Raw genomic sequence first — 15155 nt, forward strand, 5'->3', positions numbered from 1 at the left:
TGGTCGATTAAATAATAGATACGGATTTCCTCGCCCGATTGTAGGCGAGGAACAACCTTGTATCTTTTTAATCGACAATTACAATTACGCTTTAGTTTTTTCGTTTAAGCTAACCGCGATTTGTGCGCCAACTTTAGCATTATGTTTTACTAATTCGATATTCACATCAAGACTCTTGCCACCTGTTAAATCTTTAACTTTTCCAAGTAAGAACGGCGTGCTGTCTTTACCGATAATATTATTTTCTTCTGCTTCTTTAATTGCTTGGTCAATAATTCCATTGATGAAATCTTCGTCCATTGCATGTTCTTCAGGAATTGGGTTAGCGATTACGACGCCGCCTTTAAGGTTTAATTCCCACTTTGTTTTCAAAGTTTCTGCAATGACATCGATTGAATCAGTTGAGAAGTTTAGTTTGTGCTCGCTGCTTCTTGTGTAGAATGCTGGCAGGTATTCTGTTTCATAACCGATTACAGGAACGCCTTTTGTTTCAAGGTATTCAAGAGTAAGCGGCAGATCAAGGATTGATTTTGCTCCCGCACAGATTACAGCAACGTCAGTTTGAGCTAATTCTTCTAGGTCAGCTGAAATATCCATTGTCGTTTCTGCGCCACGGTGAACACCGCCGATACCGCCCGTTACGAACGTTTTGATGCCTGCCATTTCAGCACAGATCATTGTCGTTGCAACCGTTGTTGCACCTAGTTGTTTTGAAGCTACTACTTGAGCCAAGTCGCGACGTGAAACTTTTGCAACGCCTGAACTATTTCCGAATAACTCTAGCTCTTCAGATGTCAAACCGACTTTGATTTTCCCGTCGATAATCGCGATAGTTGCTGGAACAGCACCGTTGTCGCGAATGATTTGTTCTACTTCACGTGCCATTTTCACGTTTTGCGGGTAAGGCATGCCGTGTGAAATGATTGTTGATTCCAATGCGACGATTGCTTTTCCTTCCGCTTGTCCTTGTTGTACCTCTTGTGATAATTCGATGTAGTTTTTCATTTTATAATAGCCTCCATATCTAATTTAAACTGCTCTCGTGTTAATTCTTGTCTTACCGTGTGCTTCGACAATATTGTTTTATGGGAATTGACCAAGCCTGCTTGAATGACATGGTCAAGTTCTTTATTTTGCAACCAGGAATAAATAACTCCCGAGCAAAACGAGTCCCCCGCACCTGTAACATCTACAACGTTCGGCGTTTCGATAGCCGGATAATAACGAACGCCATTGCCTTGACTTCCGGCGATTACACCTTTTGATCCGTTCGTTACAACTACATTTTTAACGCCCAAGTCTAACCATTTTCCAACTGATTCTTTCCAGTCTTTGTCATCGTTAAGCGTAATATTCAAAAAGGTTTCTGTTTCATCTTTATTGACGATGAGCCAGCTTACCGCGCTTAAATCCATTGGAAGCCTTTTCATTTTCGGTGAAGAAACAGGGATGATGATTAATGGAATATTATTCTCTGATGCGAACGAACAAAGATATTCTATCGTTTCACCGGGACAATTCAAATCGACGACAATACATTTTGCTAGTTTCAGCAAATCGCTGTTTTTTTCCAGCAAAGCGGGCGTTATCTCTTCGAAAATATCCATGTCGGCCAATGCGATAGATAAATCGCCATTTCTGTCTAACACTGCTGTATAAGAACCTGTTGATGAATTTTCAATTTCGGCAACATGTTCTAAATTCATATAAGGAGATGACGCGTCATAGATCTCTTGCCATTCTGAATCGCGGCCCCTTACTGAAATAAATGTAACTTCTTCATCCAGCCTGCCCAGGTTTTCAGCGATATTTCTCGCCACTCCTCCGACAGTTCGAGAAGATTTCACTGGATTAGATGTGCCACTAGCTATTTCATATTTTGCATATAGTTTACGGTCTACGTTAGCCCCGCCGATACAAATAATCGGATTCACAGTACTAGCGATTTTTTCACACCCCCTCCTGCATAAAACAAAAGTTTTACTGTTAAACATATGTTTATTGTAACGACAAAGTTTTAAAATGTCAAACCTTTATTTTTACGCCTTTATTTTTAACCGACAGCGGATTTTGATTTTGCATCGTTGGTAATGTTATCCCAATAATGATGATTACTATACCTATTATTTGAAGAACAGTTACTGTTTCGTGGAGTAAAATCACCGAAACCATAACCGCAATCGGCAATTCAAATGCGCCCAATATGGAAGATAAGCCTAATCCCACTTTCGGTACTGCAATTGTGAATAGGTAAACCGGAATAATCATCCCGAATAACCCCAAAGCCAAACCGTATATCCACAAGCCTTCTCCGAATAAAGTTCCGTTCCAAATAATTTCCGGTGACTGGAAGACAGCCGTCGTCATAAATGCGAAAAACGAAACCAATAACAAGCGGTTAGAAAGATTCATGCTTGCTGTCGGCTTGCCGTTCACAAAGAGGAATAGAGAGAAACAAAGCGCCGCCGCCAATCCCCATAACCAACCTTGAATCGGAATTTGAGACAAATCAACATCCATCAGACCCGCTGCAGGTATTGTGCCCGCAAACAAGACGATTAATGAAATAAATTCAATTCGACTTGGAAGTTGCCGTTTCGCTATGCAAGAAATGAACATGCCGATCCATGTAAATTGAAACAAAAGCACAACAGCCAGTGACGCTGGCAAATAAATTAAAGAACGACCATAAACGATATTTGTCATTGCCGTTAATATTCCCGCCAAAATGAGAATTCCAAAGCCTTTGAGGCTTAACTTCTTCCTGTTTGTTAAAATAAAGATGAGCGCCGCTAGACAAAATCCTATAAAAAATTGACTTGTAATTGCTTCAGAGGCCGAAAAACCGCCGAGCATCGCAAGTTTGATGATTGTAGAAACCAAACCATAACTACTAGCCGCGATAACGACTAATAAAGGATATAACCAAACTCTCATGATGTTTACCTCCTAAATCTTTTGCCATCTTAAGTTAAACCCTATTTACCAGGAGACAGCTATGGTGTATGCTTTCCTTGACAAGGTTTAGACTGTCCATTTACAGTGCAATTAAGTATGACAAACTTCTGTCTTCATTGCAAACATAAGTTTATAAAAAAGGTGAAGGTGATTTAATTGAATAAAGAAAAACAGATTTTACATCATATCAAAATAAACCCTTTCATTTCACAGCAAGAATTGTCTGCAAAGGTCGGTTTATCGCGTTCGGCAGTTGCAAACTATATTGCAAACCTGACTAAAAGAGGAGAAATTAAAGGACGCGCTTATATTCTTCAGGAAAAATCTTCAATCGTCTGTATCGGTGGAGCAAACACGGACCGAAAAGCTAGGTCAGATCAAGATGTGCGTTTGTATTCATCGAACCCGGTAAAAACAACTGAAGTTTGCGGCGGTGTCGCTCGAAACTTCGCTGAAAATCTAAGTCTCCTCGGCTATAACTCGTCACTTATGACTTGCATCGGAGATGATAAGGAAGGCGAATGGATACTGAGGGAAACCAAAAATCACGGGGTCGATGTTAGTCAAGTTTGGATCATGCAGACAGAACGAACGGGGACTTATACGACGCTATTGGATGGTAACGGAGAGACGATCGTCGCCATGGCTGACATGAACATCTACGAAAAAATCACGGTTCCGATGATTGAAGAAAAATGGTCTTATATTGTTGCTTCGCAAGCCGTTTTCATGGATACAAATATTTCAGAGGAATGCATTGGTTACATAATTAATCGCTGCAGGGACGAAAATATTCCTTTGTACATCGACCCTATTTCTTCGGCAAAAGTAAAAAAACTTCCCTACCGCCTCAAAGGCGTGGAAGTGCTGATGCTTAGCCAAGAAGAAGCAGAAGTGCTCGGCGAAATGAAAATCGAATCCATCAAGGACTGCGAAAGTGCCGCTGGTAAGATCAGAGAACACGGTGTTCAAAAAGTTATCATTTTACTATCCGATCAAGGAGTTTACTATTCTTCCGCGACTGAATCCGGACACTTACCGCCTTTCAAAACTGAGGTTGTCGATGTAACAGGCGCGAGCGACGCATTTTCTGCATGCACAATTTATGGACTTCTGCATGAAGAATCGCTATTGACCGCCTGCCAATTGGGACTTGCTGGTTCTGCACTCACCTTGCAAACCGAGGAATCAGTATCGATCCAATTAAGACCTGAGAAAATTTATGAGATCGTTAAGGAATATGCGCAAAAATAAAAAGAAGCCGACACAATGGTAACTTGTCGGCTTCCTAAATTATTATTTTTTATTGATAACTCCGCAAACAATGCGGTCTCCTGAATCGCCAGATGGTTGAGTAGTTCCATCGTCTGCTTCAGCGTGAATCACTAGCGCTGTTCCTCCTTCTTGCAATAATGAATTCACTTCTCCCTCTTTCAATGTGACGAGTTCAGCAAGAAATTCTTCGTCTACTGTGCCATCTTTTCCAACTTCAAGATTCGGCAAGTCGCCGGCATGCGGACCTTTCTCATTTTCTAAACCGTGTTCTGCTTCCGTCGGGTTAAAGTGTCCGCCTGCTGATTCAAAATCAGGCGCTTCGCACTTCCCTGCTTCATGAAAATGAAAACCATGCGGACCTTCAGGCAAATCCTTCGCATTCACTTTTACACGTACGCCATTTTCTTCTTCCGAAAGTTCTGCTGTACCTACAGAGTCACCTTCCGCGTTGAGCAAATCAACAGTCACATTCGCCACTTCAGTTTCATCTAGTTCATCCGATTCTGACGGATCAGCCGCAGTTTCATCGTTCTCATCTACCGGCTCATTATTTTCTACATCATTATTTTCTGTAGCTGGTTCATCTTTCTTGTCATCACCACATGCGGCAAGCGCTAAAACTAACCCCAATGCGGCAATTAGTAAAAACCATTTCTTCATTTTACCACTCTCCTCTGTTTGTATGGATATACTCGTATATATCACTATAGAATCTTTTCAAACATAAAAGGACCCAATTCATACCAAAGGATTAGGTACAAAAAAGGGGTTACACTAAATGGCAATCAGAGGAGGAATGAAAATGGCCGCACATTACTTTATTGGAATAAAAAGCCCGACGAATCTCGAACATATCATGGGCGCTTACAAAACCAAATACAATTTGACCGATGAGTACAAAGTTATTCCTCATCCAGAAGATTTACATGTCACACTTGTTTTTTTAGGCGCTATGTCAGAACAATTACTGCACCCGTTAATAGAAAACCTGCGAATCATTGCTGAAAAAACGCCAGCATTTCCTATGCATGTCGACGGATTATCCTATTTTGGTTCTCCTTCTGGTCCGCGTGTCGTGTATTTGTCAATCGAAGAAAACAAAGTGTTATCGGTATTGCAAAAAGAAATCGATGAAACAGTTGCAGCACAGTTGAATACGCCTGTTTCCGACCGATTTACACCGCATATAACAATCGCTAAGAAACGAATGTCGAAAAAGAAGCTTTTCATTCAAAAAGAGAAGTTCGAGTCAATTGAAATTCCTGTCGTATCATTCGCTCTTTTTAAGATTAATCCAGACAAGTCCCCGAAGTACGAGGCGGTGGAGACATTCTTAGTTAAACATTAAAAAAGTCAACCAGGTATGAGCTGTTTGACTTTAGTAAATACATTATTCATAACTAGTCATCTTTGTCTACATCATAATTTAAGTCCTGATTATTTTTATTGAAATGATATTTCGCTCTCGTTTCGGCGACTCGTGAAGGAAATTCGTTTGTTCTTCCTTCAATTTTCCCCTTAAGCTTATAAGCCCGTTCAACTTTTCTATCGAATGAATAATAACTTACATCCACACCAAACGTACTTTCATTCTTAAACGTGACAAGCGTTTTTCCTTCGGGAATACTCTTATAATGCTTGATTTGATGAAGAGCAAACCAGACGCAATCTCCTCTTAATGACGATTTACTAGGAAACCAATACATACCTCGTCTTTCATTGACAACAATTGGCGTCATACTTACACCGCCCAATATCGTACTAGCTCCATCACTAGCACCTTTAAGACTAGATCCATAGTATTTAAGATTAGTATCCATTAAATCCATCGGAGGCACATCAACTTGAAAAACACTTCGATCTTCCAATATACGTGTCTGCAAATTACCGTGTTCATCGTAATTAGGATAAAACAAAATCGTTTCAAAGTTCATGATAAATTCTTTTACTACCATCAATCAAATCCCCCCTTTTGTAGTAGTTTCTCATAAAAAGGAGTATACTCAACAATAGGTTGGTATACACCAATCTTCTTCCTCGGGTGGGTCTGGCCAGACTATTTCACCCGGGGATTTTTTATTGTCCAATTTATCTTCACATTTTACTCACCTCCTTGGCGCAAAGCATAGAAGTTCGTTGCATTAATCGTGTTCTTATTCAGTCAGAAGTACTGAATTATTTCCACACAAAAAAAACGACAGATATGCATATAATACCAATTAAATGGATAATAGTTGAAATCATGCACGAATAAATTAGGTTAAATGTCATCTATCTTATCACCTATTTTAAATTATATATAATTATTAAAATATGTCAAATTTTGCAATAAATAACTTTAATGGCTTATAAAACCAGCTCATTAACATCAAATATCGACATAAATTGACGAGTATGTCCCCTCAACACAATAAACAAACTAAAAAAACAGAAGCGCTAATTGTGCTGCGCTTCTGTTTTTTTATATGAATAAATATTGACCTAATGAAATTGAACTGCCGTTATGATGGACGACGATTGGTTGATATTTAGGGATTGAATGAACTTGTTGTGTCATCGAAATTTCCGCCAAATGTTTAAATGATGGTCTCGCAACTATATTGGTCAAATAGGCTGATTGACTGCTCTCTGGTTTTCTACTTTTATTCAAATTGATAATTATTTGTTCAGCAGTTCGGATTCCCATGCCATGGCCGAAATACGTATCATCTCCTAAAACAACAGCATTTTCTCCTCTCCATTGAGGCTTTTTCGGATCAAAGTCAGGATTATTAAAATAGACGACATCTCCTGGTACAAAATCCATAGTATTATAAGGCGTCAATCCAAGGTCGGAATCAGCATGCCAGCTATATAAATAAATATGTTGAAACAATTGATTGAATAAAACATCGCCAATCAGGTTAAGGACGGCATGATAATAAATAAAAACCATTGCTGTGGCACATTCAAATGCATACAAAGAGCTGTTCGAGTAAACATCACGAATCGCGTCAGCTGGTTTAACGCCGCGCAACAACTGAAACCCGCCAACATTCGTCAAAAACCAATATTCAGGATTGCATCGTGAATTTTCAAATACTGCAAAACGTATGTTACTCTGATTCATAGCTCTTGCACTTTCTATGATACTTTTCCGCAACTTTAGTTCAAACGATAATTCAGCTACGGATCGATAGGAATAGACAGTTGGATTTTCACTTAACCGCCCAAGAATTGTACGTTCCATGCGATCCGTCGGTTGAAGGTCACTCTGCCGAAAGGATTCCCCTGATATTTTGATCATACTGCACCTCTTTTCAGGTTTTCATATTAATCCATCTTATTCAAGTGTGGTTGGGATATGTGTTTTCATATCACGAAATGTATCGGAGTGGGTAAAATGCTTTTATATAAATCCAGAAGATAGCAAAAGGTCGTTTTATTAGGTATACATTCTTTGGGAATAAAACCTCCATTACTGCGCACATTAACCCGTAGGAGGTGAACTGCATGAATAATAAAAACAACAAAAAGACAATGAATGAAAGAACTCATAATAGTTTTGAAATCTACAAAAATAATCTTAACAGCAATAGCAATAACCAAAATACCGAATCCAACCAAGAGTTCTCCGCTGACTTTGATTCTGATGTGAGGAATAAAAACAGGAATCAACGTTCTGGCAATAAATAATAGGCGTGAATTTGAAAGGTGAGAGCAATATTATGGGTTCTCACCTTCCAAATAAGTCCAGGTACACTAAAAAAGCCCTCCAAGCAAGAGTGCTTGAAACGCTTCTTCATCATTACTTTATGCGATTGTAATGTGTTTTTTGAATAGCCCTTTGCATAGGCTCGCTCAAGTATTTTACCTTTTTACAACAACATCTCTAGTCGTTAGTACACTTAACGCTTCCCGCACTTTCCTTGCAAAAGAAAGTGGTTTATCGATCGATTCCCAATGCATGAACATAAGTCGTGGATTTTCAAATAACCAGTGATTATGGACCCCTGTTACTATAATCCCGTATCTGCGAAGTTCGCTAATAAAAGGATTAATTTCCTCCTCAAGAATAACCGTTTCCCCACTACAAAGTGCACGGCCATCATTTGTCATTGATTCAAAGGCGAACATCTGCGGGATAAGCAGGAAGGAACGCCCCCGTATACCAAGAACTTCCGGCTTGATATTGAGTCTCGATCTCATCGCGATACATTGTCCATTTTCAAATGTATGCATAGTTCCGCCGAGAATCCGACTAAATTTATCGCAAATGTTTGCTGCATTCGAATGACGAACACTCAACCCGTGCTCAAAGTTTCTTGAATCTAGATGACGATTGAATTCGTTATGGCGCGAACCTGTCTTACCAAAGACATCTTCTGTGATTAGAACTTCCATTGCATCTCGAACTTTCCTTGCAAAATCAAGTGGTTGATCGATAGATTCAAAATGCATATACATAAGACGTGGTTCATCAAAAAGCCAATGATTGTGTACCGCAGTGACAATAATATCATGTTCACGCAGCTTGCTCATAAATGGATTAATTTCCTTTTGAAGAATAACAGTCTCGCCAAGGCATAGACCTCTCCCGTCACGATCTAAATTTTCAAATGAAAATGCTTGGGGAACGAACATAAAGGATTCAGCCCTCCTGCCCAATACTATCGGATGCAGATTTGTCCGTGACCTGGTAGCCAAACAAACGCCATTGACAACGCCCGGAGTTGAATCCAGGATTCTTGCAAACTCATTACATAGGCTAGATGGTTTCTCTATTTCTTTCATTCATAAACTCCTTTTAATATTTTAATTGTACAATCTATTTATCATATGCCTCATTAAATAATTGGTAGAGGCAGTAGACCAACCTTTCAATTTTTCCACCCCTTCATCTTTCCCTTTATACAATTCTAGTGTATTATCAGAATAATATTTACTTTTATTTACTGTTCTAAAAAGCATTGTCAATGACTATGGTAATCTTGCACTAATCTATCGGACTGTGAGTACGACTATGTTAATTGGGGGGATTTAATGTTTAAAAATGAATCGGGTCAAGTTCGTGCTGGATGGCTTGTTTTATTAGCTTTTGTTGCTTTAATAATTGTCCAACAGTTATTTTCACTTCCCGGTGCTTTACTTTTAATTTTCACGGAAGCACCTTCTCTTATTAGCGGAGAAACGGGGTCTGCCGATTTAGTAACTGCTCTTGATGCGCATCCATGGATTTTCTTGTTGATGCAAGGCGGCGGATCGGCTGGCGGAATTCTAATCACGTACTTGTTATGGCGTTATATTAATAAGGGAACCATGAAACAGATGGGTTTTAGAGGTTCTTTGAAAGACTTATGGTTCGGACTTTTTCTCGGGGCTATTTCAATTACCGTGATTTTTATTGTGTTGATGGCGACTGGGAGTGTGACGCTCGTTAATCCATTATCGAGTCCCCAATTTTCAGTGTATACGATTAGTTTTCTTCTTTTGTTTATTTTTGTTGGTTTCTCGGAGGAAATGTTCTTCAGGGGCTATGTCATGTCAACGTTGGCTAGCAGGGGGAATAAAAAGTGGGTAATCTATGTAGCCTCCGCTTTGATTTTCAGCATCGTGCATGGTTTAAATCCCAATGTTAGTATTTTTGGATTGACCAATATTGCATTAGTCGGGATTTTATTTGCGTATATGTTTTATGCGACAAATAGTCTTTGGCTGCCCATTGGTTATCATATTATGTGGAATTATTTTCAAGGAAATGTTTTGGGGTTTGCGGTGAGCGGAACAGCACCTAATGGCATTTATAGCGTTGAAATTGCTGCAGGGCGTGATTGGTTGACGGGTGGGGCTTTTGGTTTGGAAGGCGGAGTAATGGCAACGGTGCTTATTTTGGTGGGGTTTGTTGCTACGAGGGTTTATTGTAAATGGCGGAATTATGAAGAGGTGCAGAGTCTTTAGAGTGCTTGTAAGTGGTTGAATTATAACAACTTAACTATTGAATATAGAAGTCAGCCAAATTTTGATATGGCTGACTTCTATTTTTTCAGCAGATTCAGTACTACTTATTCTTGCCCCACATACTCACAAACAACATATCCAACTGATTTTGCCGAAACAAGTAAAGCATCTTCGTCAATATCAAACTTCGGATGATGGTTGAAATAAGCTTTTTCAACGCCTTTTGGTTTACAACCAATATAAAAGAATACGCCTGGGATTTTCTGCAAATAGTACGCGAAATCTTCTGATCCTGAGAACATTGGAAATTCGATGACATTTGTAATTGTTTCGTCGTTGGCATTTTTGAGTGTCGATACGACTCTTGTTGTGATGTCAGGATCATTGTATAGCGGCGGATAATCGGATAAATACGTCAACTCGCATTGCACTCCGAATTCTTCTCCGATACCGCCTACGATACGGCGAAGTTCTTTTTCGATGAGCTGTTCAGTTTCCCCATTCATATAGCGAATATCGCCTTCGATTTCGATGCTGTCTTTTATGATGTTGAAGGTTCCTTTTCCGTCGAATGAACCGATTGTGACAACGCCCACTTCGAATGGATTTAATCGGCGGCTGATGATGGTTTGGACGGCGGTCACAAAATGTGCACCTGCGACGATTGGATCATTCGCATTTTGTGGAGACGAACCGTGGCCCCCTGTTCCTTGGATGACTAATTTGAAATACGATCTTCCAGCCATTGAATAGCCGCTTCTGTAACCGACAGTTCCAACAGGGTCCGTCGGGAATAGGTGCGTTCCAAAAACAGCATCTAAATCATCGAGAACGCCCGACTCGACGATACTTTTTGCTCCGCCTGGCGGTACCTCTTCGGCATGTTGATGAATAATTTTAATTGTGCCCGCTATAGATGATTTCAATTGAATGAGACAATCCGCAAGAATTAGCATATATGCGGTATGTCCATCATGGCCACATGCATGCATAACGCCTTCATTTTTTGATTTGAACGGGACATCTGCTTCTTCGTGAATTGGCAGCGCATCGAAATCCGCGCGCAGTCCAATTACTTTCCCGGGTTTGTCCCCTTTAATCGTCACGATAATACCATAACCATTCCCTACATTCGTTTGTACATCCACATCTTTTCCTTTATAAAAATCCGCAATATATTGTGCCGTTTTCTCTTCTTCAAACGACAGTTCTGGATTTTCATGTAGATGGCGACGAATTTGAATCATCTCATCTTTACGATCTTCAAGCATGGTCATTAACTTTTCTTTCATGGGTAATTCCTCCTCTACGTTCAGTATGTCCTAAATCCGATATTACTATTATGGATTTACGAATATGTACCTCACACTTCTTTCGTATTAATATTCATTAAGTGCCTGGCATCCGAAGTCCATGAAATATTGGCTTTTTTAACCTCCATGCTCTTCGATTATCCGCATTGCAATACCGGTTAACTCGTCGTGTTCAGTGAATCGTTCACCCAGCATATCGGTTAGAATATGTTCTAGGAAGTATTCTACGCAATTCATATCTTGAAACAGCAGTATTGTCCTTAATGCTTCTTCGTATATCTCTAAAAACAACGGCTCCGGATTAGCCTTTTGAATCTCACCGAATGCTTCATAAAGCAAATCGATTTTATCAGCCACTGATAAAATGCGACCCTCTAATGTCTCATCTTTACCCTCTTTAAATCGCTCTAAATATATGTCTTGAAACTCAGATGGAATTTCCTTTTCTACAAACTTTCTTGTCATCTCCTCCTCTACTTCACTGAATAATTGCTTCAATTCTTTCGAAGCATATTTTACAGGCGTTTTTATATCCCCTGTAAAAAGTTCCGCGTAATCATGGTTCAATGCTTTTTCATATAGGATTCTCCAATCAACTTTCTGTCCAGCTTCCTCTTCGACGGTTCCAAGGAACTGAGCAATTTTTGCCACCTTAAATGAATGACTAGCGACAGAATGCTCCTGATACTTGAATTTTCCTGGACAACGAATAATTTGTTCTAAATCGGATAAGCTTTTAAAATATTGATGTACCCCCACAATATTCATCACCTTTCTATATTTTTTATGGTTATGGTATAGAAATCCTTTTTTATAGAGCTGCGTTTATTTACAGCTTTTCCTTATATTGCTTTCCCTAATCTGAACTAAATTATGCAGGAACGGATTTCTGTTGAAAACTGGATTTTGAATATGAAAAATCGTTACGACGAAGTTTGTTTCTACTGCGAAGTATCAATTGCTAAATATATAATCTTTTAATGTGTTTTCCCACACTACATAAGCGGGTCCATTTAAATGAATACCGTCTACAGTCCATTGTTCGTCCAGTTCATTATTTTCATCTGCGAACAGCGAATAGAGGTCGATATATTCATAGCCTGCGTCAGTTGCAAGTTTTTTAATGTTTTCGTTTAACCACAAAATGTCATCTTTATTGACACTTGAGTAAGTTAGGTCGGAATTGGTAGGCAACAAGCTTTGAATATACACTTCTGTGTTCGGAGAATGATTTCTGATTTTTTCTATAATAGATGTGTAATTCTTTAAAATGACATCACTAGACACGCCGTTATTGAGATCGTTGATTCCAATCATAATAAATATTTTTGAAGGTTTTAAATTTGTGGCTTCTTTCAAACGATACAGTACACCAGATGTTGTATCGTCCCCTATTCCCTGATTACCGATATTCGATTCCGGAAAAGACTCTGCCCATTCGTTATTATCTGTTAAACTATCTCCTAAAAAAATGACGTCCTTCCCTTCACTTTCTCTAAATATAGATAAACGTGTATTGTAATAATCATCAAATCCATTTTCGTTATTAGTATCTGATAGCTTTGCGGATACAAAATTCACCACAAAAGGAATTCCTCCCTTCAGATGAATTGCATACCCAATCATCGCAAAAAGCATTAGGTTTAGAACGACGGAAGAAATAGCGAGCTTTTTATTCATTCTTTTTAAATCTCCTCTCAATAGTAAACTCTTCTATACATAGGTACCCAAAAAAATTTAAATAACACTCTCCAAAAAAGCGAGCCCCCTTGCTTAAGCGGACTCGCTCTTTATATTCAGAAAGGCACCTAAAATACTTCAAAAATGCATTATAAAAGCGAGCCCCGCATTACATAGGCGGGGCTCGCTCTCAATACTATTGTTTATTCGTAAATGCCTACTTGATCAAATCCGCTTGCGATTGCTTCTGCTTCGGTGCTTCCTTCCCCATACAAATCTTCAGCCGATTGAATAATCGCTATACGTGCATCGCTGAAGTTTGATGTTGGCGTTAAATAGGTTACTAGAGCACGATAATAGATCTGGCCAAGTGCATGTCTCCCGATTTCTTGCGCTGTCAGATATGCAGCATGGTTGATGATGGAAGAGTTGATATGAACGCCGCCGTTGTCCAAATGTCTCGGTAAATCATAAAACTCATCCATATGAGATGGGTACATCCCTTCTCCATTACCATATGGAATATAATCAGCTCTCACCGGAAATTGGCTAGGATTACTTAGACTGCGTAATGCATGTCGTCCGTCGGCTATTGCCCCCGGCCCCATTATTTTCTCTCCTAATTCCCAATTCGCATCATCAACGAGCGCGCCGAATATATCAGCATAAGCTTCATTCAGTGCGCCAGATTCAAAACGATATTGCAGGTTTGCGGTATTGGTGATGACGCCATGAGTCATTTCGTGCGCAGCGACATCAAGGCCTGCTGATAATGGAACCATAAAGTCGCCATCGCCGTTTCCATATACCATTTCGCGGCCGGTCCAAAATGCGTTATTGTAATTGGTCCCATAGTTCACATGCGAAACAATCGGCATTCCGTTATCATCCAGTGAATTACGGCCATGCTCATTCAGGTAATACTCGTAGACAATCTCGGAATTATAATGCGCATCGACTGCAGGACGATGGTATTCTTCTTTCCATGATGCGCTATTATTTTGAGCAATCTTACCTGTGTTCCAATCAAAAGTAAAGATACCTTCTAATCCCTCATGCGACTTGTCGGAAAGGAGAAATTGGGCACTTTGATTTGGCAGTTTTATTTTAGTCGAATGTAAATCTCGATGCTCGCCCCAATATCCCGTGCCTACACTATCATGAAATTCTCCCTCGGTTGCATGGGCGATGGTATCATATTGATCAATAACTTTTCCATTATTGGCATCGACAAAAACAAACCAGTTTCCTGGATGATCGCCCAGGAAAGTAACATTCACTTTATATGCTAGATTATTTTCCCCATCAAACGGATAGATGACGAGCTCTGAATCAGGCGCGTACTCCATTTCGGTTGGTGCATTAACGGATGATTTGGCAGCCTCGATTGCCATGTTGCCATTGATAGCCGGTATGGTATCAACAGTTTCGGCATCCAATCCTGGATAATGGTTTCCATTTACGGACACGAGCTCATTCTTTTCGTTATAATGCACGATGATTTCGGCGCCTTCAACACGCACGCCGTCTTTTGTCTGATTAAAACGAACATGAGTCATTCCTAAATCATCTTTTTGCACATCCTTGACTTCCAGGTTTTCTTCAGCATTCATGATACCGTACTTCTGTTCGTTTTTTTGTAAATGAGCTAATGCATTTGCTGCATTACTACTTGGATGTTTAGCGGCAAATTTCTCTTTCACGAAAATAGGCACATTCGCATTATCATTCCAACTTTTCTCAAATGTAACAGAATCGGCTATGGGTGCATTTGAAACCGCCATTGCTTCGCTTGGTGAAAAGGAACCCAGTAGTAGCATGGATGATAAAATAGCCGGTACAACGTATTTTGTCTTCTTCAAAATTATCCCTCCATCATATTTATTATTTAATTATCTTTTCAATCCCGGCACGTTTTTCCGTATGACATCAAAAGTACTGCGCCGATTACTTCTAGAGCGGATTGCATTCTTTCCGAAGATATATTGTCTT

General features: G+C 39.6%; 15 protein-coding genes. 4 read left to right on the forward strand and 11 right to left on the reverse strand.

Annotated features, from left to right (window positions below; translation table 11 throughout):
* Window positions 1–84: 84 nt before the first annotated feature.
* From G8782_RS06675 to G8782_RS06685, 3 genes are all read right to left on the reverse strand, one after another.
* Complete coding sequence (locus G8782_RS06675; RefSeq protein ID WP_172370084.1) at window positions 85–1005, reverse strand: pseudouridine-5'-phosphate glycosidase; 921 nt, start codon at window positions 1003–1005, stop codon at window positions 85–87.
* Window positions 1002–1934 carry a carbohydrate kinase family protein gene (locus G8782_RS06680; RefSeq protein WP_343034987.1) on the reverse strand — a complete coding sequence of 311 codons (933 nt, stop codon included), beginning with the start codon at window positions 1932–1934 and terminating at the stop codon, window positions 1002–1004. Before G8782_RS06680 ends, G8782_RS06675 begins: the two co-directional genes overlap by 4 nt.
* Window positions 1935–2025: 91 nt before the next feature.
* Entirely contained in the window at window positions 2026–2937 is a 912-nt protein-coding gene (locus tag G8782_RS06685) for an EamA family transporter (protein WP_172370086.1), read from the reverse strand.
* A 177-nt stretch (window positions 2938–3114) separates the two neighbouring features.
* Here G8782_RS06685 and G8782_RS06690 point away from each other — a divergent pair, with 177 nt between their 5' ends.
* On the forward strand, window positions 3115–4212 hold the full coding sequence (locus tag G8782_RS06690; protein ID WP_172370087.1) for a PfkB family carbohydrate kinase: 1098 nt from the start codon (window positions 3115–3117) through the stop codon (window positions 4210–4212).
* A 42-nt stretch (window positions 4213–4254) separates the two neighbouring features.
* Here the strand turns inward: G8782_RS06690 and G8782_RS06695 are convergent, their stop codons facing one another.
* Window positions 4255–4893, reverse strand: coding sequence for a superoxide dismutase family protein (locus tag G8782_RS06695; protein WP_172370088.1), 639 nt, complete (start codon window positions 4891–4893; stop codon window positions 4255–4257).
* 118 nt (window positions 4894–5011) lie between these two features.
* Here G8782_RS06695 and thpR point away from each other — a divergent pair, with 118 nt between their 5' ends.
* Complete coding sequence (gene thpR / locus G8782_RS06700; protein WP_172370089.1) at window positions 5012–5581, forward strand: RNA 2',3'-cyclic phosphodiesterase; 570 nt, start codon at window positions 5012–5014, stop codon at window positions 5579–5581.
* A gap of 52 nt (window positions 5582–5633) precedes the next feature.
* Here thpR and G8782_RS06705 read toward each other — a convergent pair whose 3' ends face one another.
* Together G8782_RS06705 and G8782_RS06710 are read right to left on the reverse strand one after the other, a co-directional pair.
* A complete protein-coding gene (locus G8782_RS06705) occupies window positions 5634–6188 on the reverse strand; it encodes a competence protein ComK (RefSeq protein WP_246231604.1) in 555 nt (184 codons plus the stop codon).
* A 506-nt stretch (window positions 6189–6694) separates the two neighbouring features.
* The gene (locus tag G8782_RS06710) at window positions 6695–7519 is read right to left on the reverse strand and encodes a protein-glutamine gamma-glutamyltransferase (protein WP_172370091.1); all 825 of its coding nucleotides are present in this window, start codon (window positions 7517–7519) and stop codon (window positions 6695–6697) included.
* A gap of 206 nt (window positions 7520–7725) precedes the next feature.
* Between G8782_RS06710 and G8782_RS06715 the strand changes: the two genes are divergently transcribed.
* On the forward strand, window positions 7726–7908 hold the full coding sequence (locus G8782_RS06715) for a hypothetical protein (RefSeq protein ID WP_172370092.1): 183 nt from the start codon (window positions 7726–7728) through the stop codon (window positions 7906–7908).
* Window positions 7909–8082: 174 nt separating this feature from the next.
* Here G8782_RS06715 and G8782_RS06720 read toward each other — a convergent pair whose 3' ends face one another.
* Window positions 8083–9006, reverse strand: coding sequence for a DUF1259 domain-containing protein (locus tag G8782_RS06720; RefSeq protein ID WP_172370093.1), 924 nt, complete (start codon window positions 9004–9006; stop codon window positions 8083–8085).
* Window positions 9007–9255: 249 nt separating this feature from the next.
* On the opposite strand from G8782_RS06720, the gene G8782_RS06725 reads away from it, so the two are divergent.
* Complete coding sequence (locus tag G8782_RS06725) at window positions 9256–10170, forward strand: CPBP family intramembrane glutamic endopeptidase (RefSeq protein ID WP_172370094.1); 915 nt, start codon at window positions 9256–9258, stop codon at window positions 10168–10170.
* A 104-nt stretch (window positions 10171–10274) separates the two neighbouring features.
* Here the strand turns inward: G8782_RS06725 and G8782_RS06730 are convergent, their stop codons facing one another.
* The 4 genes from G8782_RS06730 to G8782_RS06745 all read right to left on the reverse strand — a co-directional run bounded on the left by G8782_RS06730 (window position 10275) and on the right by G8782_RS06745 (window position 15025).
* The gene (locus tag G8782_RS06730; RefSeq protein ID WP_172370095.1) at window positions 10275–11462 is read right to left on the reverse strand and encodes an amidohydrolase; all 1188 of its coding nucleotides are present in this window, start codon (window positions 11460–11462) and stop codon (window positions 10275–10277) included.
* A 138-nt stretch (window positions 11463–11600) separates the two neighbouring features.
* Window positions 11601–12242 (reverse strand): YfbR-like 5'-deoxynucleotidase, encoded by a 642-nt coding sequence (locus tag G8782_RS06735; RefSeq protein WP_172370096.1) that lies wholly within the window; start codon window positions 12240–12242, stop codon window positions 11601–11603.
* 195 nt (window positions 12243–12437) lie between these two features.
* Window positions 12438–13163 carry a GDSL-type esterase/lipase family protein gene (locus G8782_RS06740; RefSeq protein WP_172370097.1) on the reverse strand — a complete coding sequence of 242 codons (726 nt, stop codon included), beginning with the start codon at window positions 13161–13163 and terminating at the stop codon, window positions 12438–12440.
* A 203-nt stretch (window positions 13164–13366) separates the two neighbouring features.
* Window positions 13367–15025, reverse strand: coding sequence for a M4 family metallopeptidase (locus tag G8782_RS06745; RefSeq protein ID WP_343034989.1), 1659 nt, complete (start codon window positions 15023–15025; stop codon window positions 13367–13369).
* Window positions 15026–15155: the final 130 nt, after the last annotated feature.

This window comes from Sporosarcina jiandibaonis (assembly GCF_013184495.1).
GTDB classification, from domain to species: Bacteria; Bacillota; Bacilli; order Bacillales_A; family Planococcaceae; genus Sporosarcina; species Sporosarcina jiandibaonis.